Below are 25,334 nucleotides of genomic sequence, written 5' to 3' on the forward strand. Positions count from 1 at the left end.
ACCAAGGGTATTGGTGGCGGTTCGACGGGCTCTGGATCGTGCTCGGAATCGAATGCTGGAAGTGAGGCGACAACTTCTGCCCCTACGGGCGGTGGGGGTGGTGAATTGGCTCCCAGAACCTTCGGCCGACGACGACGCCTCATGGCGTAGTCACAGACACTGGCGACAGCCCCTTTGAGGGTCGAGCAAAGAGGCTGGCCCCGAACCGTCGCCGTAGATGAACGAGGACGCTCGAGGTGTAGCGTTGTTGCCGCCATCCCGTGGGACTATGATAGACACCGATCGCCTTCCAATAGTCGCGCGTGGTGGCCAACCCGGAGAGGAATATCCAGCGCGCGGCTTCGACGTTGAAACAGGCATCCTGTTTCAACCAATGGCGGACATGTCGCTCCGGCCGACCGGTGATCGTCGCCAGCCGCGGTACCCACCAGCTATTGACCTGCAATGGCCCGAGGTCGTGGCTGCCGTCGCTGTTTGCGACTTCCGCGCCAATCCAGCCGCCCTCCTGATCTCGCAATCCCCAGAGCGTCTTGGCAAGCCAACCGCGACCGGCAGCTGACCGAGCAATGCACGTCGCGACGATCTGCTCGTCGATCGTGTTTTGACGGGTCGTTCGGGCTTCCAGGGAATGGACAGGGAATGCGAACATCAGGGCAGCTAAGACCGCCCTGATGAAGATCGGCGCGAACCTGGGTGCAAAATCGGCCCTAGTGATCATGGCCAGCCCCATGGTCGTGCTCTTGTGCGGGGGCCGGATCAACACGTGAGGGCGCCGTCTGGGTGTGTGGCCCCTCCTCAACACTCCGCGTCAGGATGTTCGTAAGCCACCGGTCCACAGCCTCCACCGCAGACTGCGCACGACCGGCAAGCAGATGGGCCAGGCCGCCCTGTTCGGTCCGGTTGCGGGCCTCCTGCTCCGCACGCATCCGCTCCTTGCGTTCCTGACGCTCACTGCGCTGCTGATCGCGCAGCCGATCCCATCGCTCTCCATGGCGCTCCTCGCGAGCCCTGTAACTGTCGCGATCGAGGCGGCCGAGGCCTTCCAGAGCGGAGGTCTTCTCCCCGGAGTGGCGTTCAAGCTTGTCGACAAGGCGCTCCCGATCCTCGGTCCACAGCTTTACGCCGTAACGCGCGCGCGTGATCGCGGTGTAATAGTTTTGGCCGGTCACCAGCCCGGAATTCACCGGCGCGAGCACATAAGCGCGGTCATAGGTCTTCGACTGGGCAGAATATACGGTCTCCGCGTAACCATGATCCCAGCTCTTGTGCTGGGAAAGGTCGATGTCCTGGACTCGCCCTTCCCGGTCCCAGCGGATCGTCGCGACCGTGCCATCCAGACGCTCGACGGTGCCGCGCTCGGCGTTCTTCAAACCAAGGTCATGGTTCACCAAACGCCACTGGATGCGGTCACCCGTGGCCAAATCGCGCTCTTCGCTGCGGAACACATTGACCTGCGACGCGCGTCCGATACGAGGGTCCCACCGGATGGTCCGACCATGTTCGTCGACCATCCGGACCACCTGCCGACCGTTTGCGTCACGGCCGATCCCGATGACCCGATATTCGGTGTCGCGGGCGACTCCCAGGCCCGCATTGTCCCGCGAGAAGATCAGCACCTGCCCGCCCGAATAGAAGCGGGTAAAGTGCTTCTCCTGATCGGTCATCCCGGCGGGCGTCAGGACTGAGAGCCGGGCGTCTTCCGCCGCAATTGCGCCCTCCGTCTTCAGAGCTTCCCGGATCTTGGTATTGACGATCAACCTGGTAGCATTCTCAAGGACGAGGATGTTGGTGTTCGCGCGGTTCTCGGGTTTCAGCCTGGTCCATTCGCCGACTAGTCCCCTGGCGAGAGCCTCTGCATCCCCGCCGCTGGTCACCTTGTCGAGGTTCTCCAGCGAGGCGGCATAGTTACCCAGACGAGCCTGGGTCACCGCTGCCTTCATCATCCGGGTTTCCTGGCGTATGGACTCGGTAAGCTCGGCCGTCGGAAGGCCCAGCTTCTGCAGCAGCCAGAAGGCCTTCCCCTGTTCGATGGCGCCGGTCTGCTTGTTGTCGCCGAGAACGATCAGCCGAGCGCCGGTCATACGGCTGATCTCAAGGACGCGAAGCGCCTGCCGGTTGCCAAGCTGACCGGCCTCGTCGAGTACGAGGGTATAGCTGTCGTCGATGTTGCGCCCGCCCCCGGCGACAAGGCTGGCGACGGTCCGGGAGTCGATCCGTGCGTCGGCGCCTAGCTTGGCCGCGGCTGATGATGTCGGCGCGAGCGCAACGAGCGTCATGCCTTGTGGGGCGGCGTCGTTCAGAGACTTTACCAGCGTCGACTTACCCGCACCGGCGACGCCGTGGACGCCGACAAGCCGGTCGCTGGTCGTCCCGACATGGAGAAGCGCTGCCTCCTGGGCAGGATTGAGGCCAGCTTCAGCCATGACCTCGCGAATGCGTTCGACGGTCGCAATGGGCGTGGCGTCATTAAGCGAAAGCGAGAGATGCTCGGACAGAGCCAATTCAAGGCGAGCGGTCCGGCGGGTGGTGCGGCCCCGAGTATGGATCTCGTCTCCAGTTTGATGCCGCGTTGCTAGCAGCTTGAAGCGGCTTTCATGTTCCTCGGCCAGGGGGCGAATATCCGAGAGCCTGACCTCGCCCACATGAGAGGCAAGAGCGAGCCGGAACATCCGGCCGAGATTGTTGACAGCCTCGCGGGTTTCCGCCTGGCGGATACCGAACAGCATCGCGCGGGCCGACGTGCGGTCATCCGGCGGGCGCACGTCGGTCTCGCTGCGGTCTGCATCTTCCCGCGCGGCGTCGAGGGCCTTCCGATAGGGCGCCGACCTGGACGCCCACTGGTCGTGCAGATCCTCCAGCGAGATTTTCTCCTTGGGACCGCGCGTCGCATAGAAGGATCTCTGCCTGCCGGCCTGCCCGGTCAGGCCATGCTCCTTTGCATGCGCGTTGATCTGTTCGGCCCGCTGCGACATGGCCCTGGCCAGCTCGGACGGAACGCCCCGGATTTCAAAAAGGCCTTTGCGGGGGTCGAAGTCGATCTGATAGCCAAGCTCGCGAAGGTCGTGCGCCAGCTCGTTGCGATAAACCTGCCCGGCGACGATCTGCTCGACGAACATCGCCCTGGTTTCGAGACTGACCATTTGATCGCCATCCTGGCGATTGGTCATGTTCATGACGACGACGTGCGTATGCAAATGCGGATCGAGTTCGCGCGATGCATGTTCGGTGAAGCGCGCAAAGATCAGCCGCCCCGTCGTCTCATGGACGATCTCGCCATCGACCCGGTGCCGCAGGGAAGCATGTTCCTCGAGATAGTCCAGCGCCGCGCCGACGGCCTTTTCATGGGCCACAAGGATACGCTCGTCGCCCATGACGAGTGCCATGATTGAAACCGACTTCGGCGCATTGACCGCGAAGTCCCATCCGGGGTGATGCTGGATCTTCCCCCCGGCACGGTGACGGCCGAGCTGAAGATCGCCAACCTTCCCGGCGAGAAGATCCTGGAAGATATCCGGGTCGATCTTTCCCTCGAGCCCAAGCTCGGCGGCGATCTGGCCGCCCCACTCCGAATGCTCGTCGGTGCCCTTGGTGTAGTAGTCGCCGACCGTATAGTAGCGGCTGATATTGGCGGGCTTGCCCTTGAGGCGGATGGGATTGATCATGCCGGCGTCGCCGAATTCCGGTCGCCATCATGGCGACCATGCTGCCGCAGTCGGAACGCGGTCGGTTTGCCGTAAAGCGTAAGCGGTGGGGGCGATGGCGGCGCGTCCACACCGCCGCCGCCCAAGTCGGTAACCTCGGCGGCCGGCGCGTCGACATTCTCTGTCGCTTCGGCCGCCGGCAAGGGGGCAGGCTGGTTGAGTGGCAGCTCCGGCCCCATGTCCGCAGGGGGCGCGCGGCGCCGTCGTGTGGCCGGACGCGGTGCCGCTGGCATTGGCTCTGCGGGCGGCTCGGGCGATGCGACCGGTCCCATGGACATCCGGACAGGGGTGGTCGTGCGTTCCTCAAATGCCACGGCGATCGAGGGTATGCGATTATAGCTGTCCTCGAAGCGCACCACGGGCAGATTGCGCCCGAACCGAAGATAACCGCAGAGATTGGGAAGGTTGGTGACCTCGGTGTGCATCACTAGGGGCCGGGTCACCTGCATCCGCGAAAGGTTCACGCCGTCCCGCATGTCGTTGACGCCGTAGGACATGCCTTCGTTCGCTTCGACCTGCTCAACTTGGCCGAGATTTTCGCTGACATGTTTCGCGGTCGGGGTGTCGTTGGCGCGTAGCGCCACCCAGGTCGAGCAATAGCCGGTGATCGCCGCGGCATCCTGGATGCCATAGGTCGCTTCAAGCTGCGGGTAGCTCTGGAAGCCCAGGATACCGCACCCGCCATATTTCCGGGCGCGAGCCAGGAAGTCGGAGAGGCTGGGCAGTTTCTGGAGCGAGGGAAGCTCGTCGATCACGCAATAGAGGCGCCGGTTGCGGTCGGCCGAGAGGCTCATGATCGCGCTGATCGCGATGTCCAACCAGACCGTGATCAGGGGGCGGAGCGACGGGAGCTGGTCCGCCTTCACGGTGATGAACAGCCAGCTGTCGTCCCGCTCGTTCGCCACCCAGTCGCGGATCGACAGGCCATCCTCGGTATCGTCGAGATAGGCGAAGGACCGCATCACCGAGGCGAGCTCGGCCTGGATGCCGGCCGAGGTCCGCTCCCCCTCCATGGAGATGAATGCTGCTGCGTCGGTCCCCTGCGCAAAGGCCGCGAGGTCCTTCAGCTTGGATCGCAGCAGGGTATCGAGCAGGATCGAGACCAGCGTACGCTGCTGGCGCGCGAGCTTGCGGAGCACCGCTACCAGGGTGCCGCGTGCAGACTTGGCCCAGAACGGATCGCCGGCCTTGTCGGGGATCGTCGACTCCGCGATCTGGTCGTAATGATAGTCCTTGGGAACATCGACCCAGGGGGACCAGCAGTCGGTCCGGACGTCCAACGGGTTGAGTAGGACATCGATGCCAGGACGGTAGAATTTCTCGACGAAGGTTCCGGCGGTGTCATAGACTATTGCCCGCTTGCCGCGCTGGCGGATGCCGGCGAGCATTTTGATGATGATGTTGGTCTTGCCGGTGCCGGGCGCCCCGCAGATCAGGATATGCTCGGGCTCGAAGATGTCGGGGACATTGACCCCGCCAATCTCGAAGCTGCCGCGCGCATGGCGCCAGAGCGCGCGGCGCACCTGTCGCACGGTCCCGAACCGGGCCCCGCGTAGGAACTGATTGGAGCCGAGCCCCCTCCCCGTGCGCGTAAAGTAGAACCAGGCCCAGAACAGCATGGCGAGCGCGAACACCCCCGAAAGCGCGGCGCCGTGGATGAGGTAGCGTTCGAAGGCCTCCAGCGTCGTGTGCGCTAGACCTGAGTCGAGCAGCCCTTTGGGGGTCGTCCAATATTCCCTACCAGCAGGCGTCTTGAACAGGATGGGTGCCGCATTGCCCGGAACCGCGTCCCCCATGAAGCTCGCTTGGCCCAGCTTCAGCAGGACATAGCGCTCATATTCGGTCGACTTCTCGAACCCGTACCAGATGATGCCGCCGATCCAGATCACCAGCCCCGCCACGAGGGTCTGATAGAAGACCTGTGTGGTCATCCGAACATTGTGGACAATGGCCTGGCCGCCGCGGGTCCAACTCCCCAGCGTGTCGTGCCGAAAGATGCTCACGCCTGGTCCTGCTCGGGATCGAGCAGCCCCCTTTCCCGGAGGAGGCGCCGGGCATCGGCAAGCCCCTGTTCGAGGATTTCCGGCGTGCGTTTGCCGACTGAGGCGGCGAGGATCGCAAGGGTCTGGATGCCGGTCGCGTGGAGTTCATCGAATCGAGCATGGTATCCTGACGGATCGGTGCCCTCGAAGCGCCCGAGGATGTCGCGGCAATAGGTTGCTGTGGGCGTTCCCGCATCGCGGGCGCGGGCATCTAGGCGCCTGAAGAGGGCGTCATCGACGCGGATCGTAATGCGAGCCAAGGGTGAGACTCCGGTCTGGCACCCTGACGATCATGATGAAGCGCGCTCCTTATACTCGAATTAGCGCATGATCTCAAGGATTTATGCTGGCGGCCACTGGCAGCCGGATAGTGCCAAGAAAGATCAAAGACTTGGGTCGGGCACCGCCATCGCGCGGCTGCCACTGGCGGCCAAATAGCGCCAGAATGGCTGCCGATCTGCGCCACATCCAAGCTATTATAAACGCTAAAGAAACTGCCGAGCAGCACCCGTGCGTGGGGTGCATTACAAACGCCCTCGGCGTGCGTCCTCCCTTTCGCTGCGACAGCGTCGCTGCGTAGCCTCGCACCGGAAGGGGCGCGGCTCCCCCGAAGGGGCCTCAAGGCAATTTTGGCCTTGCGCCCGAGCGCGCGCTTTTGGATGATGACGCTTGGCGGGCAGACCCATGAGAAGGACCATGGTCATGCCGAAACAAAGTGAACGCGAACGGCTCGTCGATCTCGAATCCCGCCGCCGCAAGCTCGACGACGAAGTCGAGATTGCCCGCCGCGCCTTGCGCGGCAAATATGCTGCTCTGGTCTCCGAACTTGCGGTGGAGTCATTGACCGAGCGCGAGTTCCGCGACCTGCTGGGCCATGCGATCCGCGCTGGTGGCGTCCCTGCCCTGGCCGCACTCAAGGCGTTGCCCGCGCTTCCACGCTGATCAACAATGTCGCCCGTAGGGCGGCCCAGCGACGAGCATGGCGGAGCCACGCGCAGGAGGCCGGTGCCCTTTCGGGCACCGCATCGGCGGGCGACGGACCCGGCACTTCCTGCCGGGTTCCTGAGCCCGGCGATCCTGTTCGCCCGACAAAAAAAGGGGACGGCCCGGGCGTGACCCGAACCGTCCCCATGGCGCGGAGATCACCGCGCTCGTGCCCAAACCGGCGCTTCGCCATTGCGGCTGATCAGACGCGGTCGGACCCCGGCTTCCCCCAATATGCGGGCGAGATGCGCCTGGATGCCCGACCCTTCGCAGATGATCGCATCGGCCGGACGCAGCGCGACGATGCGGTCGTTGCGGACGAACCCGGCGCGCTTGCCCAGACCCTTGGGAAGGCCAAGCCTGACCAGCTTGACATCGTTCGCTGCCGCCCAGCTTTCTGCGATGGCGTCCGCTCCGGTGTCCTGTGCCGTTGTGAGCAGGACCATGTTCGGGATGAACGCCTTCACCCTGTCCAGTGCGGCGTGGATCGGTCGATAATCGTCCCATGCCGCCCCGCCCGAGAAGGCGACGATCGGCCCCTGCGGATGGTGCTGGTCGATCCTGCGGTTGCGGCGGGCTGCGAGGAAGTCGGTCGCGTCAATGACCGAGGCGGTGCGCTTGCTCGACACCAGCGATCCCCGCGCACTGCCCCAAGGCTTGCCGGTCTCGGCGCTGAATGCTGCTGCGGCGTGGTCCCGCATGCAGGCGATGGCGTCATTGGCTTCGTCGAGCTCCCGGCATTTCGCCTGTGCCGCCTCCAGCTCGTTCATCATCACCTCGCTGCCATCGGCGCACCGGATGAGATCCTTCACCTCCCGCGCGGCATCATCGGCCTGCCCTGCGAGGCCCCGCGCAGTGCTGTGCAGGCTGTTGACGATGCCCCAGGCGATGCGCTCGGCGACCCGTTCTAGTCGGGTGTCGCGCAGCACATCGAAGACGGTGCCGATCAGGAGTTCGGTCGCCAGTTGCACCTGCATCGGATCGGGCATGTCGGCGAGCAGTTCGTCTTCGCCCCGTGCGAAGCGGACCCCGTCGAGGTCGGAGCTGAAGGCGGTGGTGAAGTCGCTATTGGGCGCGGCTGTTTCCGCGGCGATGAGATCGGCGATTTCTGTGAAGTCCCGGATGGTGCGCTTGAAGTTCGTCATGTTGACCTCCTTTTTCTTGAAAGAGGTCATTTCCCCTGCACGGGCTCCGAGCGCCGGGGTCAAGGATCGCGAAGCGACCGCTTTAGCGGCGGTGGGGGTCACGATTTTCTTTGGCGCCGCGCGAGGTGTGCGGAAGAGCGCTGCCCTCTGTTCGCCAAAGAAAATGGTGGGGCCCCGCCGTCCTTGAGGCCGGTGCTGTCCCCGTGCCATCATAAGACTTGTTGAGAGAGATATTTTACACGGAAACGGTGCCGCTGGGTACCAAAGATGCCCCTTGGGCTCGATGCCCATGGGGCAGCTCTACGCACAGCCAAAGTTAATGAGGGGAGAGGATGGGAGACGCCATCATCTCACCAGTCATAGATGGGCAAGCCGGGATGCTCCTGCGCATCGCGGTCAAGCATGATCCAGTCCACCCCGGCCCGGCTTGCGACCTCAAAGCAGCCGGCAAGATCAGCGGGCAGCTCATCAGGCACGTCTGTGGGCACATAGACGAACCATCCATAATCGCCCTTCTCGAAGGCAGCGAAGGGCGCGGTGGGCAGATAGACGTTGCACGTCTCAGCGGTGACGTTGGCGGTCGACAGGACCAGCATGCGTTCGATCATGGATCTTGCTCCTCTTTTCATGTCCCGGACCAGTTCATCACCTCAAAGCCCGCATCGACCGGCACGTGCTCGCAGAGCAGTTCAACGATGCAGGTGGCGACGTCTGGGGCTTCAGAGGTGCCGAAGCGGTCCCCCGCCTCCTCCGGTTTCCCGAAGGAAGCCAGCGCGGCCTCGTAAAGGGCAGCGGGGTCGAAGACGTTCAGGTCAAGTCGGACAACGGTCATGGGGATTGCTCCTTTTTCCAGTTTCCAAAAGCCCCGGGCGACGGCTTGCGCAGCAGCCGGCCCCCGAGGTTAAATGCTTCATGTTGATCGTCCGCCACCGCAAGGCCCGGCCTGAGAGACAGCACGGATGCCTTTCAGTGGAGGACCGATCCCGTTGGCGGCTGGTAGGCATCGAAGGGATTCCCGTCATGGAGATGGCCGAAGGGGGTGATGACATAATCGCCATCCTTCCGGCCGACCGCGCAGATGACATAGCGAGGCTCGCCGGTCTCCGTGTCGGTGCATTCCACGAGCGCGAGGTCTCCCGATTCCGCCGCCCGGAGCAGCGTCGAGAAGTTCCGCCGAAAGGCGTCTGGAATAGCCATGCCCCTCCCCCCTCAAGCCACTGCCGCAGCAGCACGGCGTCTTTCCGCCCGTGCCGAACGGCGTCCGTCCGTGATCCTGCGCACCGGCATCCCTTTGTCGGGGGCCTGATCCGATTTCCGGAAGGCATGGATCGGCACGCCTGCACCATCCAGCTCTTCATAGAGATTGGCCTGGACGCCCGATCCCTCGCACAGGACAGCCATTACGGGCCTCAGATCGCGCAGCTTGCGATTGCGCGCAAAGGCGGCCTTCATGCCCGACCCGAGAAGATTGAACCGGACCGTCTGCACCTTGCGGCTGGCGGCCCATTTCTCGGCGATCAGGTCGGCGCCGCTGCGCTGCGCGGTGGTCATCAGCACCATATGCGGGATATGCTCTTTCACCAGATCGAGCCGTTCCCAGAGCAGGTCGACATCGTGCCAGATCGCCGGCCCCGAGAAGACCACGATCGGCCCCTGCGGATTATGCCGGTCGCGGACATCGAGCTGGCGGGCGCGCAGAAAGTCGATCGCGGCGATCTGGCTGGCGGTCGAGATGCGCGAAGCGCGGCTCCCGCGTGCGGGCGACCAAGGCCATCCCGACATCGCCCGGTACATTTCGGCGGCATAGTCGCGCATCGTCTCGATCGCGACACGCTGCTCGGCGGTCGACTGGCAGAGAAGCTGCTTCTCCTCCAGCTCGCGATTATAGACCTCGCTCATGTCAGGGGAGCGGGCCAGCTCGCCGATTTCCACCGCGAGGCTGTCCTCCCGCCGCTCGAGCTTGCCGGCGACGAAGTGGAAGGAGTTGACAAAGCCCCAGGCAATCTCGGCGGCCAGCGGCTCCAGCCGCGTGCCGGTGAACAGGTCGAAGATGGTGGCGATCACGCCCGCGCTATCGGCCTGGGCCGCCAATTCTTCGGGCATGCCATGTTCGCCGGGTTCTTCACCCTGCTCGACGATCGAAAGCGGCATGGGGTCACCAAAGGCGGCCTGAAATTCGGGGGTAGCGGTCATTTCGGCATAGAGTTGCTTGAGGTCGCCAAAGCGATCGACGCTGCGCACGGGTTCGTGCCTGGTCATCGGACAGATCCTTCTTGAAAGATGGGAATGGACAAAAAGAAGCCGGGAGGCGCGCAGCGCCCCCCGGCTCCCTCAGGCTGGCTTCAGAACGGGACCTCTTCGTCGAGATCACCGCTGAACCCGCCGCGCGCGCCGGCCCCCTCCAGCGGCGCGGTGCTTCCACCGAACCCGCCGCCGAACTGGCCACGCTCACCGCTGCCAAAGCCGCGATCCTCGCCCTCATCGTCGTCTCCAGTGCGCGTACGCGCCGCCTTGCCACCGGCCGCGCGGCCCATGTCGTCACGGCGCCACGATGCCCGGAACCCCTCCTCGGCGGTCCCGAACAGGGCGATCTGCATCGGGAAGCGCCAGGACTGGTCGTCCAGCTCGCCGGAGTAGAAAATCTCTCCGGTGGTGTGGATCGCGGTCGCTTCGAACAGCGCGCCATAGGGCACCCAGCGCCCATTGCGGTTGATCGCTTCGACCTCGAACTTGGGCGCGCGCGGGTTGTTGCTGGCGATCGGCTTCAGCCGCGCCCGCTGCAGGTCGATTTCGCCGCTGGCGATGAAGCCCAGCAGTTGGCCATTGACGTTCCGGAACTCTCCAACAGTCTTGGACATGATCTTCACTCCTCTAAAATGTCGCTCATGCGACACTCTCAAAGAGCCTCCTCTTCTCTCCTGCGGTGGGCGGGCCGGCGGGCGATCCCCCGGAGATGAAGCACGACCGTGCCGCCCGCGCCCCTGTTCCCACGGCCCCGAATCGGCTAGACTGCAGAGATGGATGCGGAGACGATGCGCGCGGTGGCGAAGATTGCCCGGTCTCGGGCGGAGCGCGGTGGCGGCTCGGCCGCGCAGGGCGACGGCATGTCTCGCCTGGGCGCATCACGCGCCCTGCACCAGCTCGCGACGGATCTTGAGGTGACGGCCGCAGAATTCGACCGCACCACGACCAAGCGCACCGCCAAGCCGCGCTCCTGATCCCGGCCGCTCTACCGCCCCGCGCCTTCTCCTTCCTGCGATAGGTGATCGTCACCCGCAGGGCCGAGATTCGGCGCAGCCGAAGCTCGGTCGGAGCGAAGCGGAGATAGAGCGCCGGTGCTCGCGCCAGCGGGCAATCGCCATCAACTCGCTACCTCGGTGCGCAACAAACGCGAGCCAAGAGGATCGGCGGCGATCAATCGCCTTCGTCTGGCCCGCGCTCCTCTTCCCGATCCGGGCTCATTGAATACATCGTCATCACCGGAACCACCTTCGGCACGCGATAGGCGCGCGGATCCTCGACTTGCTTGGATCCATCAAGCTTGAGACAAACGGCGACGACCCAACCGGTCAGCCAAGCGACGTCGGTGCCATCAAGCGTCTCGTACCAAGTGACGAGGTCGGGGTCTGGTTCCGGGGATGCCTCGTCTTCCTGCAAGGCTTCGACCCGAGCGACGATTGTGTCCGTCAGGGGATGATTGCCGAAGGGCAACGGAACCAAGGCCGCTGCTATCTGGAGTAATTCCGCGCGCTCCATTTGGGCTGCCGCCATGAGATCGTCATAGAGCGGCTCCCTCACGGCGCCGCCGCTTATTCCGAGCGCGACGAGAGCTGGTCCAGCGATCCAGCCTGGTTCCGTCAGGGCGACCAGACGAAGTTTCTCAATCGCGGCTGGTTCAATGGCGAGGCCATCCACAGCGCGGTCGAAAAATCCCCAGACGGCGGCCTGCGCGACCACCCGATAGTCGGCATCGTCATGAAGTCCCGGGTCATCCAGCGCTTCGCGGAGAACGGTCGGAACGCGGGGATCGCTACGTTTGGCAATTGCGCCGATGGCAGCGCAAAAGACGAAGGGATCTTCCGAGCATCGCGACCCAATCAAGGCATGGATCGAGGCTTCTGTCAGCGTCCCAAATGCGGCCAGCGCCCGGGCCGCCGCCCGCGCGACAGAATAGCGCGGCCAACCCCGGCTGGGGCCATGGTACCGATCAAGACTGAAATCGCGATCGTCGGAAAGGAGCGATACCAGCAATGGCTCTGCCTCACTCCACTTGTGACGGCCCATAAGTTCAGCCCAGGCCAGGCGCACATCTGCTCCTGGATCGCGGACCATATTCAGCAGCGCCGCCCGATCTTCGGCTTCATTCCTCTCGACCAGATAGGTCATGGCTGCACGTCTGACGTGGTAGCGCGGATGGCCAAGCCCATGTCGAATAAGGACATGCTCCTCGTCCCCGCCCCGGATGCGCAGGGCGATGATTGCTGGCATCCCGTCATCTTCATCGCCGGTGGCGAGTAGCCGGCGGGCGGTCTCCAGGATGTCGCCTTCGCCGGTTGCAGCAAGGCAGACAAGGATTCCCGCCAAACCGAGGGGGCTTTCCGGACAAAGTGCGGCGATGCGCTGCCGGACTTCCGGGCTGCGTCCCTGCATGAGCCGTCCGATCTCGGTTTCGTTGTCGATCTCGACGAGAATATGGGCGATGGCCCGCTCGGTCTCTTCAAGGCGATCGGCAAAGACGCGCGCGGGTGCGACCTTAGAATCGATATCATTAGGGGAGGCGCGGTCTAAATCGAGCACGAGCTCCAGTCTGCGAGCCGGTGTCATTCTGTGGATCAGCCCAGCGAGAAGATCGGCGCCATCGGGAGGCCATGCCGTGAACGAAAGCTTGGCGAGCGTGGTGCGCAGGCCCTTGTTGCCGACGTCCGTTCTCGACAAAGCCGCTTCGAGTTCAGGCCGCAGCTCGTCATGCCAGTTCTTCTCGATCAATGACCAGACAGGCGGCAAGGCCCGATCATCCGCGTGCTTGAGCAGGATCTGAAGATAGGGTGCCGAGAAATTCCCGCGCGCATTGCTCTGAGCAGAGGCGAGTGCATAGACCATCGCTGCGCCGTGTTTGTGCCCCTCCAGCCAGTCCCACCCCTCCGCCGCCAGGCGTGAAAGGGCTACCGCTTTGAGGCCCGCGTCAGCGGTATAGTAACGCTCGCCGGGCTCCTCGAGAATGCGATCAGCGCCAATCGCGTCAACCTCGTGTTCGCGAGCGCGTCGTTGTTCGTTGTTGGCGTAGCTCTCGAACCAGCGGTCCACCTCATTTTCGGCCTTGATGAAGGTGTCGATGACGAAATCATAACCAGGCCCTCCCGGCGCGACGGCGCCGGCAACAATTGTGCCGATGTTATCACCCGGCGACTGCAAACTGGCGAGCGTTTCTACGGCAGCGCCGAAGGCGCCGCCAAGGTCATGGCTGAACAAGCCCGCGAACGAGAGAAAGTCCTCCTCATAGTCGCCGTCGGTAAAGGGCAACACGCCGCGAATGAAGGTTTGCAGCAGGCTGCCGGTTCTTGGATCCTTCCGGAAGCGCTCGATCTCTTCGGCTGACAGTTCTGGCGGCATCCAGGTTTGGCCCGGCCAAGCACCCTTTGCGCGCGGAGGAAGACGCATGAGATATTCGCTAAATTGACGCGGCGTGAAATCGGGGGACGCCAATTGCGATAGGTCCGCGAAGGCACGTTCGAACGACCCGCTGCCGGCGGGAGCCGTCACTCGGGCGGCGAGAGCCGCGTCGAGGCCTGCCTGAGCCGAAGCGGCAAGCTCGATCTCGACCGCCTCCAAATTGGATGCCGCGCGAACGATCTCTACCGCGCCACGCGATGCCCAGCCATCGGCACCGCCAGCGATCGTCAGAAGCGTCTCGGCGAGCGCGGTCAACACAGCCTCAGTCTCGGCACGGTTCGTGGCGAGCGCCAAACGCAAACCTTCCTCGACCCGCGGGTGCTGGAGCCTGATGGAATCGTCGCCGATCCGAAGATTGCGGCCAGCACCGAGGAAGTCGATAAACCCTTCGACATGGGGTTTCTGACCGTGGGTGTTCCGCAAAATCCGGAGCACGCGACGAAGGTCGGCCAGGTCAAAGGAGCCGGACGACCTCATCAGACCCCAGAGGACCGCTGCGCAAGCAACACCGTCCTCGCCCCAACCCAGCACCTGGTCGCGAATGACGGAGGAGATTGCCTCAATCGAGGAAGCATCGAGGATTTCATAGACCGACCGCGGGCTCTCCTCCTTCTCGCGAGGCAGTGCCGCCAGAAAGCGCTCGATCTCATAGGGCCGACGAACCCGGCCCAGAACGACATCGCGATGGGCGAGCGCCAAGGCGTGGGCATGTCCACTCAGATCGCCAACATGATTGTCGTAGATCAGCGCGCGTTGGTCGGCGGTATAGTCCTCGGGCTCTATCGCGATCGTGTAGGATTCGAGAGCCTCACCCGGCTCGCTTCGTTTGAAGATGTCGTACCGCGTCGTGATCAGGAACTTATGGGAATTATCGGCCATCCGGAAAAGACCCGGGAGTTTCGACGTCCACCGAGCGGCTTCGATCGATGGCGCCGAATCTCCCCAAGGATCCCTAAGGTAGATCAGCAATGGGCCCGGATCGGTGAGAGCGCTGTTCGCTTCGCCCGCATCCAGGACGGGGCGCTCAAGGAATGCTGGGCTCTGGCGCGCCAGCTTTGCCGCAAGGACATCCGCCGCAAGCGATTTACCGGTGCCGGACGGGCCAACGATGATCACGGCATGCGTGTCGCGAAGCGCTTGTTCAATGGAAAGGAAGGATCGAGGTGGCACGAACTGATCGTGACGCCGATGCGCGAGGCGTGAGCCACCATTGTCGATGATGTTGGCAAGGAGATTCGCCATCGTCCAGCGGCCACCATGTTCGCCCCCTAGGCGTTTACGCACCGCGTCACGCATGTCCTCTAGGCATTTTAGCAGCTTCTGGGGCGGAACATTCCCGTGCCTGTCGAGAAGCTTGAAGATGCGGGATTCCAGCATCTCCATGGTGATCGTGTCGCAAATGCCGATACGCTTTCCCAAGGCGGCCTTTTCGGCGGCTGTCCGCGCGTTGCGGCAATAAGGTGGCAGGTCGCCGGGGTCGGGGAACGACAGCAAAGCGATATTCTGATGCAGGCGCAGGCCTGATTCCAGCCCCTCATTGGTGATGAAGAGATATTTGGCGGTCGGGTCGGCGACCAACATATCGAGCGGGCGAACGCGAGGCGCCGGCCCCCTGGCCTTCCCTTTCGATTTGGTCGCAGCCTCTTTTCCCAGCAGGACGTCTGCGAAGGCCTTGGAGGTCCATGGCGAGGTGGTACGCGACTTGATCTGCATGATAAGGCGGGTGTCGCGCGTGGCGGTAGAAACGCCGAGCGAAACCAGGTTGGGATCCTTCAGCGTCGCCTCAGCGTCCTCATGGGACGGCGGTTCAATCTCAATTTCGTTACTCAGCCCCTTGGCGAGCATGATCTCGAGCGCAATCCAGATGGTGACATCGATCTGATAGTCGTAGGCCGCATAGCTCGGATTGCCCGCAGTGCCCCCGGACTCAGGACGTAGCGTTCCTCCGGCAGATTTTGTGCCGCTGCTAGGCGGCACGGTTGCTGGCTTTGAGTTGGAGATAGATGAAGGCGAACAGGCGAGTGAAGAGATAGTCGATCTGAAGGGCCGTCTCGAGCGGCTCCTGCCAGATTTCCGAGTGCCGGATTCGATGGGTGTTGCCGATCTTGGTGAGCGCGTCCGCCTCGACGCTCAGGGTCGCACGCAGCTTGGATTCTGGCCGTGCGGCATAGTTCAACATGGCGTCGGCTGTGAGGCGTTTGTCATTGCCAGGCTCAAGCGTCTTGATGCGTTCAAAGGCATCCCAGAGTTTCTCCAGGCCATCGCTACGGTCCTCATGTTTGGGCGCGAGAATACGCAGGCGCGCCGTCTCGAGGAGACGATCGGTTTCCGCGTCGCCGGTCGCGAACCGCGCCTGCATCAGGGCGACGCGAAGCGTTGCCGGCAAAAGCCGCTGAATCCTGCCCTCTGGCGTCATCTCGAAAGCGAGCCCGTTGCGCGCGAAGAGGCGATTCACCTCAGCGATAAAGGCGGCGAGGCCGGGATCGCGATCCCAGGCAAGGTGATAATGATCGAAAAAACCATGCCAACTGCCTTCAACGGGTTGTCCAACCGCCCTCGCGCAGAATTCGAGAAGATCGAGGATGACCGGCGTCTCTGGCAATTTGTTGGGACGCAGGGGCCACTCGATCTGCGGCACCTCGGCTTCGAGCATGAAGGCAAAGGCCGATCGGTCGCAGCCACAAGGGCGCTTCCCCGCGTCCGGACATGCCAACGGGAACCGATAACCGAAGGAGGCATCGTCCAGGCGGGTTTCGATCAGGCTATGAAGGCCGCCCCAAAGACGTTCATCGATCGATTCTGAGGCACGCGGCAGAGCGCCGAATTCGCGATCTGTGAAATAGTCGTCAGTCATCATGGGCAATCGTGGTCTCGGTTCATTATCTCGTTTCGACGGCATAGCTTATGTCGCTCACAGATTCACGGCGTGATGTCCGCAGCGTGGTCGACGGCGCACTCGTAGGATCACCCTTGCTTTCAATCCGCAGGGATCGGGAGGCCAACTGTTATCGTGAAGGCCCCATCGAGGCGCCGCGGCAAGATCGATACCAGAACATTGTGTTCCGGTCGGTGGAAAGGCACCTTGCGGCATGACTTCAAACGACCCCCACCGTCATCATTATGTACCGCAATTCTATCTCAGCCAATTCGCGTGCCATGATGATGAGAACAAAGTTACCACGCTGGCTGCCTATAACGGCGGTGACATCGTCGCCGAACGGAAGTCAATTTCCCGGATCGGATATGAAGAGAAGTTGCACGATTATGAGTTCAAAGGGGAAAAGCGGTCGATCGAAGGAACGATCAACGATCAGATCGAAACCCCGTTCACGCAGGGAAGCACATGGCGCAAAGTCACGTCTGGCCGCACGGCGGAGCTAGACGAAACCGACATTGAGCCACTCTATGGGCTCATCCATCATCTTCAACGCCGCAATCTCGAGGCACTGCGTTTCATCGAGATGGAACAGGCGCGCATTCGACGCCACGGTTTCTCGGCTGACGACACTGAGGAAGAGCGAACGATGCACGCTGCACTTGCCGCGCATCCCGATGCCGTCCGTGCCTTCTTTCACGAAGGAATTTTGCAGGAAGCACCCTATCTGGATGACGCTGCCGAGCTTGGCATGCTGGTCTATCGGACCGGGCTGCGGCTTCGAACATCGACCAACCCCGTCATTGCCATTGGCTTGCCGGGCGAAGAAGCAGGACGCAAACGGGCTAATGGTGACGCTGCCCGAGCATGGTGGCTGCCGCTGACACCTCACTGCGGCGTGGTGATGACCCTTGGGGCGTCGTTCACGGGCCATTCGAACGCAGCGATCCCGGACGACAGCGCCCAGGGACTCAACCGCCACTATCTGGTGCAACTTCTCCAAGCCCTGTCGGTGCGCTACGTTCTCGCCGAAGATCAGCACATTGAGAGCGATCTCAAATGGGCGGGTTACCGCATCGAAGTGCGGACAAATCAGGGTTTCAGATACCGCAAGCCGCGCGACTAGAGCCCGATCGAATCCACCCGCCCGTTCTCGCTTACGAACAGAAGGACGACAGCCAGCTTTGCCAGTCCACCGCGGGTTTCCTCGAAGAGGCGTCGATATCGAGGAAAATCCGGGAGCGCTATTGCGATAACGGCGGCCGGATGAGCCGTTTGAAGCCGCAGGGCTTTGAGCATTGCCTGCGCATACCAATGAGCAGCCTGGTTCGTGGGATTGGTCGGCTTTGTCTGGCCAGCTCTTCGTGGATCCCGATATGTCTTCGAGGGCCAGCCTTTGGCTTCCACATATAATTCCACCGCTCCTTTGCTCGCGTGGACGTCGACGCCTCGCTCCTTGGAGCGTGTGTCGGCCTTCGACCGGATGGACCAATCGCTGGCGAGCAGGAAACTAGCCACGGCATCGGCAACATTCCCTTCCCAGAACCAGTCTTGGGTGACATCCACGTCGGTTATCCTTGAGTCCCGCTGGCCAAATAGTCAGACGACCCGCAATATGCCCGTAACGCAAGAGCAAGAACAAGAAGCCCATGGCCACCGACCCTCCCGCGCAGTCCAGGATCTGGTCCTACAAGATCGACGAATGCGACGTAGAAGATCGTGACGCGCTGGTGCGGTTCCGGGCTCGTTCGGAGAACTGGTCGGAGCTTTTACGAGGCGATCCCGCGCACTCGATATCATCCCAGTTCAATGACATGCTCTGGCAGGACGCTGCCTGGCGTATGGCCAATGAAGCGCGGCGTTACGCCCAGGAAGATGGTCCCAATGCGTCCGTGGCGCCCATTCTCGGCGCCATGCTCGACCGTGGATATGTTGCAGGACAAGTGATTGCGATTGGTCGACTGCTTGAGAAGTCAAATCCGCGACAGCCGCAGCGCGGCGTTGTGTCGCTACGTCGAGTTGTAGACGAGATCCGCGCGGACAGAGATCTTTTCACTCGAGAGATCTTCGTTTGCCAGGATGGCTTGCCCTATGACTGGGAGAGTGCGCGCGAAAGAGACGTCGCAACGTGGATGACCAAGCACGACCCGAACGAAGGCGCGCAAATGCAGTGGCTACCGACCCAAGGGCCTGATGCGTGGATGACAGCGAAGCAGCAACACGACCTGTTCGACAAATTGTCGGGAACAGATTCACAGGTGCGAACGCGCACGGATGATCTGGGCGACGCTGTGCTTGATGGGCTGGATAGCGTGCTCGGAGACCAAGTCTTCACGGACTTACTGGCTCTGAGGAACAAAACCATAGCGCATGCCGCAGACACGTTCTCGCGGGCGCAAGCGGCTGGTCTGAGACAGGGCCTCAATCTGGAAGAGTTTGCGCGCGCGCACTACCTTCTGCTCGGCGTACTGCAGGCGGTTTCAGCCTGCCTTCTTTATGGCGAGTGGCGAGGTAGCGCCGTCCCGGTCCCCCAACATGACCAGTTCGCCCATCTGGGAAGCGTGTTCGTGCCCGAGGGCCGCATGAAGGAGCTTCGGGCATACTGGCGCCAACATTGCGACGAGCGGGATGGCTGGCTTAGCACTGCTTATCATGAGGTGATACCGAAGGCCGAGTGACGGCAGATGCCTCTGATGCATACCTGATAGGTGCCATGACGAGGCAACGATATCGGAATGATGGCTGCGAAGGAACGAAAAGCTACCCAAAGCGGGCGCGCCGACGCTTCTCAAGACGCAGGCTGGCCCTGGCCGATCGGCAAGTCACCCAACCGGTTGCTCCTAGATTAGCGTTGACGGGGCCACATTAGCAATGGTCGAAAATATCCGCGATCCTAAAGGCGTTGATGCGCAAGCAGCAGGCTATGCGTTGCCGCTGATACTCGCGCCTGAAGGTGGCACCACAACCACCTCGATATCCCATGCAGTACGAAGTGTTTCGAGCAGCATGAGGCTTTGATCGCCGAGTTGCTGCGCGGTCCGGATGCTCCGGCGGGAAGCAGCCAATTTCGCTGCCTCGCCGCCCCCGAGCACGGGGTCGCTGTCGGCACCCCCAAAGTGAGAGCGGTGCCGATCTAAGGTTAAAGAGTGGAGTACCTCACCGCGACATGACGGGTCGGGGCTGCAGTACAGACCGCGACAGGCCGCCCTGACGATCTTCGCCAGGGCGGTTTACTGTCACGCCCGCACGACCTCCGCCGGCGGTTCTTTGGCAGTCTTCCGTTTAGCCAAAATTCGGAACATCAGCGCCGATATCGCCGGAAGAACCAGCAGCGTCAGCGCCGTCGAGGTGATGAGTCCCCCGATCACAACGGTCGCAAGCGGCCTTTGCACCTCGGCTCCGGTTCCGGTGGCAAGCGCCATCGGGATGAAGCCCAGGCTCGCGACCAAGGCCGTCATCAGAACCGGCCGTACTCGTTCCATCGCGCCACCAATGATCGCGCCGTCGATCCCTTCGCCGTCATCAAGCCGCTTGCGGATCGCGCTCATCATGACAAGGCCGTTGAGAACCGCCACGCCCGAAAGCGCGATGAACCCGACCGACGCGGTGATGGAGAAGGGTATCCCGCGCAGGGCCAGAGCAAACACACCTCCGGCCAGCGCCATGGGAACGGCCGTAAACACGACCAGCGCCGGCCAGGCACCGCCCAGTGCCATGTAGAGCAGCGCGAAGATCAGGACGAAGCAAAGCGGCACGACGATCGCCAACCGCTCGGAAGCGGACTGAAGGCTCTCGAACTGGCCGCCCCATTCGGTGAAGGTGCCGGCGGGCAGCTTCACATCGGCGATCTTCGCCTGGGCTTCGGCGACGAATCCGCCAAGATCGCGGCCGCGCACATTGGCCTGGATGACGACCATCCGCTTACCGTTCTCCCGGCTGATCTGGTTGAGCCCCTCGGTGTAAGTGAAGCGCGCCACTTCGCTGAGCGGGATGGAACGCGCGTTCCCGGCGCCGTTGGATGGTAGCATTACCGGGATCGAGCCCAGCGTGTCGATATCGTCGCGCTGTGCGTCGGGCAGACGCACCACGACAGCGAAGCGCCGATCGCCTTCGAACAACAAGCCCGCTTCGCGTCCACCCAGGGCGGCCGCGACCGTACTGGCGACCTCCTCGACCGACAGGCCGTAACGGCCCGCCGCCTGGCGATCGATCTTGATGTCGAAGGTCGGCGCACCAGATGTCTGTTCCGCCTGCACGTCCGCCGCGCCTGGAATGGTCCTCAGCGCGGTTGCGATCCGGCCCGCCGCTTCGCTCATGGCATCGAGATCGTCGCCATAGAGCTTGACTGCCACGTCCGAGCGAACGCCCGCGATCAACTCGTTGAACCGCATCTGGATCGGTTGCTGGATTTCGGTGCGGTTGCCGATCAGCGGCTTCATCCGTTCCTCGATCCGCCGAAGGATATCCTCCTTGGATTTGACCTCGGCGGGCCACTCCTTTTCAGGCTTGGGGATGACATAGGTATCGGACGCATTAGGCGGCATCGGATCGGTACCCAGATCGGCATTGCCGTTCTTGGAAAAGACCAATGCAACCTCGGGCAACGTCTTGAGTGCATTTTCGATCTGGAGCTGCATCGCGGTCGACTGGTCGATCGAGGCGGACGGAATACGGAAGTTGGTGACCGTGATGTCCTTCTCGTCGAGCTGCGGCATGAACTCTTGTCCAAGCGTGCCGAACAGCAACACCGCCGCAGCAAACACGCCTACGCCGCCCATGATGAACGGCATTGGCCGCGCCACTGCGCGGGTGAGCGCCGGCTGATATTTTTCCTTGAACCAGCGGATCGATCTGACCTCGGTCTCGCTGACCTTGCCGGTCACCAGCAACGCAACCATCGCCGGCACGAACGTGATCGACAGGATGAACGCGCTGGCCAGCGCCAGCATCAGCGTGATCGCCATCGGTGCGAAGGTCTTGCCCTCCACGCCCTGGAAGGTGAGCAAAGGTATGAACACGAGGAAGATGATCGCCTGGCCATAGACCGTTGGCCGGACCATCTCCTGCGCGGCGTGAGTGGTTTCGGTGAGGCGTTCGAGTCGGGTTAGGAGTCTTCCTTCCTTGTGCTGCCGTTCGGCGAGGCGCCGGAGCGCGTTTTCGACGATGATGACCGCGCCATCGACAATCAGGCCGAAATCCAGCGCGCCGAGACTCATCAGATTGCCCGAGACACCCAGCTCATTCATGCCCGCCGCGGTCATCAACATGGTGATCGGAATCACCGCCGCAGTGATGAGCGCGGCGCGGATGTTGCCGAGCAGCAGGAACAGCACGACGATGACCAGCAGTGCGCCTTCGACCAGATTCTTCTCGACCGTGGCGATGGTCGCATTGACCAGCTTGGAGCGATTATAGGCTTGGCTTGCGACAACATCCGGCGGCAGCGTCTTGTTGATTTCGACCAGCTTGTCGGCGACGCGATTGGCAACGATGCGGCTGTTCTCGCCAGTGAGCATCAGGATAGTCGAGATGACTGCTTCCGACCCGCCGACGCTGCCAGATCCGGTCCGCACCGCGCCCCCGATGACGACCTGGCCGACGTCCTTCACGCGCACCGGGACGCCGGCACGCGTGGCGATCACCGCTTCCTCGATGTCGGCGACCGAGCGCAGCCGCGCGTCGGCGCGGACGAGGAAGGATTCACCGGCACGGCGGACATAATTGGAGCCTGCCGACAGGTTCGACCGTTCGAGCGCGTCGGCGAGGTCAGTGACCGAGACGCCATAGGATGCAAGCGCGGTCAGATTGGGCTCGACGACATATTGTTTCACATAGCCGCCGTTGGAATCGACACCGGCAACACCTTGCACGGTGCGCATCTGCGGCCTGATGATCCAATCCTGGACCGTTCGCAGATAAGCGGCCTTGGCAACCACCGTGGTCAGTTTCTCGCCCTCGGGCGTCAGATAGGAACCATCGGACTGCCAGCCGGGCTGACCATCGACCACCTTAACGCCCTTGCCGTCGGGATGTTCGAACGCGACGCTGAACATGAAGATCTCGCCCAGACCCGTCGTGAGCGGCGCGAGTTGGGGTTGAACGCCAGCAGGCAGGCTGTCCTTGGCCTGAGCGACCCGTTCGGTCACCTGCTGCCGAGCAAAATAGATGTCGGTGCTGTCCTTGAAGACCGCGGTGACCTGGCTGAACCCGTTACGCGTGAGCGAGCGGGTCGTCTGCAGACCGGGAATACCGGCAAGCGCTGTCTCGACGGGAAAGGTGACCTGCTTCTCCATGTCGACCGGTCCGAGGGTCGGCACGAAGCTGTTGATCTGGACCTGGCGGTTGGTGACGTCCGGGACCGCGTCGATCGGCAGCAGGGTGATCTGCCAGGCACCGAACAGGACGACGAGGAAGGTGATGAACACAACGGCCCATCGCGCTCTGACCGAGAGCCCTAATATGCGCGCGATCATTCCGCCGACTCCTTGCCAAGCTCGGCCTTGAGAAGGAAGGCATTGGTGGTGGCGATCACCGTGTTTGCAGGGAGGCCCGAGGCAATCTCGACCATGCCGCCGCTGCGCGTTCCAACCCGCACGGTCTGCGCCTTGAATCCCTGGCGGGTTCGCACGAACACCACCGAGCGATCCCCTAGCGTCTGGACCGCATCCTGCGGCACATTCACGCCTGAGGCCGCATCGCCGCCGCTGGCGAAGATACGCGCCTGGACGAGTTGGCCGGGCGCGATCAGGCCGCCGCCTCCGCTTGGCGTCACGACCACCGTCGCTTGCCGCGTCTGCGGATCGACCACGCCGGTCGCCGAGCGGACCTTGCCTTCCACTTTCTGGCCGTTGTTGGTCGTCAGCTCGACCCTGTCACCCGCCTTCACACGCAATGCGTCCGCTGCCGGCATGCTCGCCTCGATCTGAAGGCGGCGCGGATCGGCGACACGGAACAGCTCGGTCTCGGCCTGCACAAACGCGCCGAGATTGACGGGTGCGGATGTTATACGGCCGGAGATCGAACTGACCACCGCAACCGACCTGCCGTCGCGCGAGACCTTTGCCGCGCTGGCGGCAGCGCTCGCTTGCCGGGCTTCGGCCTGAGCGACCGCCAGATTGGCTTCGGCGGTCTCATAGTCTGCCCGGGGCGACACCCCTTGATTGAGCAGTATTCGCTCGCGCGCCAGTTGTCGGCTTGCAAGCGTAACCCTTGCGGCAGCCGTACTGCGATCGGCGGCGATCGCCGACGCATCGCGGCTCTCGACAAGGGCGATCGTTTCGCCCGCGCTGACCGGATCACCGATCCGCTTGAAGATCCGGGTAACGGTGCCCGCTGCCCGGGCAGTGAGCACCGCTTCGGCGTCAGGCGTTGCCTCGACGGTGGCACTGGCGAGGATGATGCCGGCGACGCCACCGGCTGCCGCTTGTGCAAGGCCAATCCCCGAGGTCTTGATACCATCCTGGGTGATCACGACCGTGTCGGTTGGAGCGGCGGAGGCGGCCGCCTCCGTCTCGGCTGTCGGTGCGGACGGGCCAGTCATCCTGGCGACACCGAAACCGGCAAGGGCGGCGAGGACAAGACCGATCGCGGCCCCGGCATAAAGCTTGTTGCGTTCGGGGTTCATTGGATCTCATCTCCGGAAAGGGTGCGGCCCTGAAGGCGGGCGAGCTGCGCGCGCGCCTCGAAACTGGCCACTTTGGCGTCGAGGACGATCCCGCGTGCCGCGCCAAGGCCTTGGCGGGCGTTCAACAATTCGACGAGCGGGGATTTACCAGCATCATAGGCGATGCGAGCGAGACGATAGGTTTCTTCCGCGGTGCGTTGCGATGCCTCCGCAGCGGCAACCCGCGACTGTGCGGCCGCAATCTGCGCCCCGGCTGCGCGGGCTTCGGCAATCGCATCGTTACGCGCCATGGCCAATCTTGCGGCGGCGGCCTGTGCCTCTGCTTGCGAAGCGGCAATATTGCCACGATTGCGATCGAAGATGTTGAGCGGGATCGAGACGCCTGCCGTGAGAGCGGTCGCATTCTCATAATCGAGACGCCGCACGCCGACGATTGCCGTCACATCGGGGATTGCCCGCTTCTGTTCGGCGGTCAGGCGGCGCTCCGCGGCCTCCCGCTCTGCCTGCGCGGCAAGAAAGGACGAACTTGTCATCGGATCGACCGGGCCATAAGTCGGTGCCGCGACGGGCACGGCCAGGAGCGATTCCGATAAGCCGGTGAAGGTCTCCTCGACGCCGGCGAGTGCGGAGAGACGGGCATAGGCCGCAATGCGATCCGCTTTCGCCCCCTCAAGATCGGCGGTCACGGCGTTCAGCGCAGCTTCTGCTTGCAGGGCGCGCAGCCGCGCTTCCTTGCCGGCATCGACCAGCACGCGAGCGGCGCGCAGGATATTCTGCGCTTGCTCGACCTCGCCTTCGGCCAGCATTATCCTCTGGTCTGCGACGTCCGCCGCTGCATAAGCGCGTGCAAGATCATAAGCGTAGCGGATCTTCGCATCACGATCGCGGGCGCGGGAGGCCGCGACGCCGGCCTCTCCGGCTGCGATCCTCGCCGAACGCTTGCCGCCGATTTCGAGCGGCTGGCTATATTGCAGCGTCGTCTCGGCGCGATCGACCCCGCGATAGGGAGACGATCCCGCGACATTCTCGGTGAGAATGCCGATCGTCGGATTGGGTCGGGCGCGCGCCTGGCGTGCAAGACCTTCGGACCGGCGGACCTCAGCTTCGCTTTCGATGCGCCGAGGCGCCTCGGCGGTCTGGCGTAGCAGTGTAGCGAACGGCGGCGCCACTTGCGCCTGTGCGGGTGCGCACAGCGCCGCGACGCAGGTCGCGACCATCATGCCGGACACCACACGACGCGGCAGCCGGCCTATAAAGGCTCTCATATTCTTATCCCCAAAAAAGGCTGCAATG

The 25,334-nt window shown here is 63.1% G+C and carries 20 protein-coding genes; 4 read left to right on the forward strand and 16 right to left on the reverse strand.

Translation table 11 applies throughout. The annotated features are described in order from the left end of the window. Positions 1-139 precede the first annotated feature (139 nt). Genes SPBM01_RS05055 through SPBM01_RS05070 form a run of 4 tightly spaced genes read right to left on the reverse strand, consistent with a single transcriptional unit; the run spans position 140 to position 6,003 of the window. On the reverse strand, positions 140-730 hold the full coding sequence (locus tag SPBM01_RS05055; protein WP_410483025.1) for a lytic transglycosylase domain-containing protein: 591 nt from the start codon (positions 728-730) through the stop codon (positions 140-142). Further along, positions 708-3,662 carry a MobF family relaxase gene (mobF, locus tag SPBM01_RS05060; RefSeq protein WP_188064291.1) on the reverse strand — a complete coding sequence of 985 codons (2,955 nt, stop codon included), beginning with the start codon at positions 3,660-3,662 and terminating at the stop codon, positions 708-710. The genes SPBM01_RS05055 and mobF overlap by 23 nt, the downstream gene beginning before the upstream one ends. Continuing rightward, positions 3,659-5,704 (reverse strand): type IV secretion system DNA-binding domain-containing protein, encoded by a 2,046-nt coding sequence (locus SPBM01_RS05065; protein WP_188064292.1) that lies wholly within the window; start codon positions 5,702-5,704, stop codon positions 3,659-3,661. The genes mobF and SPBM01_RS05065 overlap by 4 nt, the downstream gene beginning before the upstream one ends. Then, on the reverse strand, positions 5,701-6,003 hold the full coding sequence (locus SPBM01_RS05070) for a hypothetical protein (protein ID WP_188064293.1): 303 nt from the start codon (positions 6,001-6,003) through the stop codon (positions 5,701-5,703). The genes SPBM01_RS05065 and SPBM01_RS05070 overlap by 4 nt, the downstream gene beginning before the upstream one ends. A 442-nt stretch (positions 6,004-6,445) precedes the next feature. Here SPBM01_RS05070 and SPBM01_RS05075 point away from each other — a divergent pair, with 442 nt between their 5' ends. Continuing rightward, positions 6,446-6,685: a hypothetical protein gene (locus SPBM01_RS05075; RefSeq protein ID WP_188064294.1), complete on the forward strand. Its 240-nt coding sequence runs from the start codon at positions 6,446-6,448 to the stop codon at positions 6,683-6,685. 200 nt (positions 6,686-6,885) lie between these two features. On the opposite strand, the gene SPBM01_RS05080 is transcribed toward SPBM01_RS05075, so the two are convergent. The 6 genes from SPBM01_RS05080 to SPBM01_RS05105 form a co-directional block, all read right to left on the reverse strand. Beyond that, positions 6,886-7,872 (reverse strand): DUF2493 domain-containing protein, encoded by a 987-nt coding sequence (locus SPBM01_RS05080; RefSeq protein ID WP_188064295.1) that lies wholly within the window; start codon positions 7,870-7,872, stop codon positions 6,886-6,888. Positions 7,873-8,222: 350 nt separating this feature from the next. Next, positions 8,223-8,480, reverse strand: coding sequence for a hypothetical protein (locus tag SPBM01_RS05085; protein WP_188064296.1), 258 nt, complete (start codon positions 8,478-8,480; stop codon positions 8,223-8,225). A gap of 17 nt (positions 8,481-8,497) precedes the next feature. After that, on the reverse strand, positions 8,498-8,704 hold the full coding sequence (locus tag SPBM01_RS05090) for a hypothetical protein (protein ID WP_188064297.1): 207 nt from the start codon (positions 8,702-8,704) through the stop codon (positions 8,498-8,500). Between the two features lie 134 nt (positions 8,705-8,838). After that, positions 8,839-9,069, reverse strand: coding sequence for a DUF6117 family protein (locus SPBM01_RS05095; protein ID WP_188064298.1), 231 nt, complete (start codon positions 9,067-9,069; stop codon positions 8,839-8,841). Between the two features lie 12 nt (positions 9,070-9,081). After that, on the reverse strand, positions 9,082-10,131 hold the full coding sequence (locus SPBM01_RS05100; RefSeq protein WP_188064299.1) for a DUF2493 domain-containing protein: 1,050 nt from the start codon (positions 10,129-10,131) through the stop codon (positions 9,082-9,084). Between the two features lie 83 nt (positions 10,132-10,214). Then, entirely contained in the window at positions 10,215-10,730 is a 516-nt protein-coding gene (locus SPBM01_RS05105) for a DUF736 family protein (RefSeq protein WP_188064300.1), read from the reverse strand. A gap of 159 nt (positions 10,731-10,889) precedes the next feature. Here SPBM01_RS05105 and SPBM01_RS05110 point away from each other — a divergent pair, with 159 nt between their 5' ends. Next, a complete protein-coding gene (locus tag SPBM01_RS05110; RefSeq protein ID WP_188064301.1) occupies positions 10,890-11,090 on the forward strand; it encodes a hypothetical protein in 201 nt (66 codons plus the stop codon). Between the two features lie 196 nt (positions 11,091-11,286). Here SPBM01_RS05110 and SPBM01_RS05115 read toward each other — a convergent pair whose 3' ends face one another. Together SPBM01_RS05115 and SPBM01_RS05120 are read right to left on the reverse strand one after the other, a co-directional pair. Continuing rightward, on the reverse strand, positions 11,287-15,519 hold the full coding sequence (locus tag SPBM01_RS05115) for a HEAT repeat domain-containing protein (RefSeq protein ID WP_188064302.1): 4,233 nt from the start codon (positions 15,517-15,519) through the stop codon (positions 11,287-11,289). Continuing rightward, on the reverse strand, positions 15,509-16,399 hold the full coding sequence (locus tag SPBM01_RS05120) for a hypothetical protein (RefSeq protein ID WP_223177788.1): 891 nt from the start codon (positions 16,397-16,399) through the stop codon (positions 15,509-15,511). The genes SPBM01_RS05115 and SPBM01_RS05120 overlap by 11 nt, the downstream gene beginning before the upstream one ends. Before the next feature lie 232 nt (positions 16,400-16,631). Here SPBM01_RS05120 and SPBM01_RS05125 point away from each other — a divergent pair, with 232 nt between their 5' ends. Then, on the forward strand, positions 16,632-17,543 hold the full coding sequence (locus SPBM01_RS05125; RefSeq protein WP_188064303.1) for a DUF4238 domain-containing protein: 912 nt from the start codon (positions 16,632-16,634) through the stop codon (positions 17,541-17,543). Here SPBM01_RS05125 and SPBM01_RS05130 read toward each other — a convergent pair. Continuing rightward, positions 17,540-17,983: a hypothetical protein gene (locus SPBM01_RS05130; protein ID WP_188064304.1), complete on the reverse strand. Its 444-nt coding sequence runs from the start codon at positions 17,981-17,983 to the stop codon at positions 17,540-17,542. The genes SPBM01_RS05125 and SPBM01_RS05130 overlap by 4 nt on opposite strands. A gap of 83 nt (positions 17,984-18,066) precedes the next feature. Between SPBM01_RS05130 and SPBM01_RS05135 the strand changes: the two genes are divergently transcribed. Further along, a complete protein-coding gene (locus tag SPBM01_RS05135) occupies positions 18,067-19,095 on the forward strand; it encodes a hypothetical protein (RefSeq protein ID WP_188064305.1) in 1,029 nt (342 codons plus the stop codon). Positions 19,096-19,653: 558 nt separating this feature from the next. On the opposite strand, the gene SPBM01_RS05140 is transcribed toward SPBM01_RS05135, so the two are convergent. The 3 genes from SPBM01_RS05140 to SPBM01_RS05150 are packed head-to-tail and all read right to left on the reverse strand — an operon-like array spanning position 19,654 to position 25,306. Then, on the reverse strand, positions 19,654-22,890 hold the full coding sequence (locus SPBM01_RS05140) for an efflux RND transporter permease subunit (protein WP_188064306.1): 3,237 nt from the start codon (positions 22,888-22,890) through the stop codon (positions 19,654-19,656). Continuing rightward, positions 22,887-24,041 carry an efflux RND transporter periplasmic adaptor subunit gene (locus tag SPBM01_RS05145; RefSeq protein ID WP_188064307.1) on the reverse strand — a complete coding sequence of 385 codons (1,155 nt, stop codon included), beginning with the start codon at positions 24,039-24,041 and terminating at the stop codon, positions 22,887-22,889. The genes SPBM01_RS05140 and SPBM01_RS05145 overlap by 4 nt, the downstream gene beginning before the upstream one ends. Next, a complete protein-coding gene (locus SPBM01_RS05150) occupies positions 24,038-25,306 on the reverse strand; it encodes a TolC family protein (protein WP_188064308.1) in 1,269 nt (422 codons plus the stop codon). Before SPBM01_RS05150 ends, SPBM01_RS05145 begins: the two co-directional genes overlap by 4 nt. Positions 25,307-25,334 lie beyond the last annotated feature (28 nt).

It is taken from the genome of Sphingobium sp. KCTC 72723 (assembly GCF_014280435.1).
Lineage (GTDB): Bacteria > Pseudomonadota > Alphaproteobacteria > Sphingomonadales > Sphingomonadaceae > Sphingobium.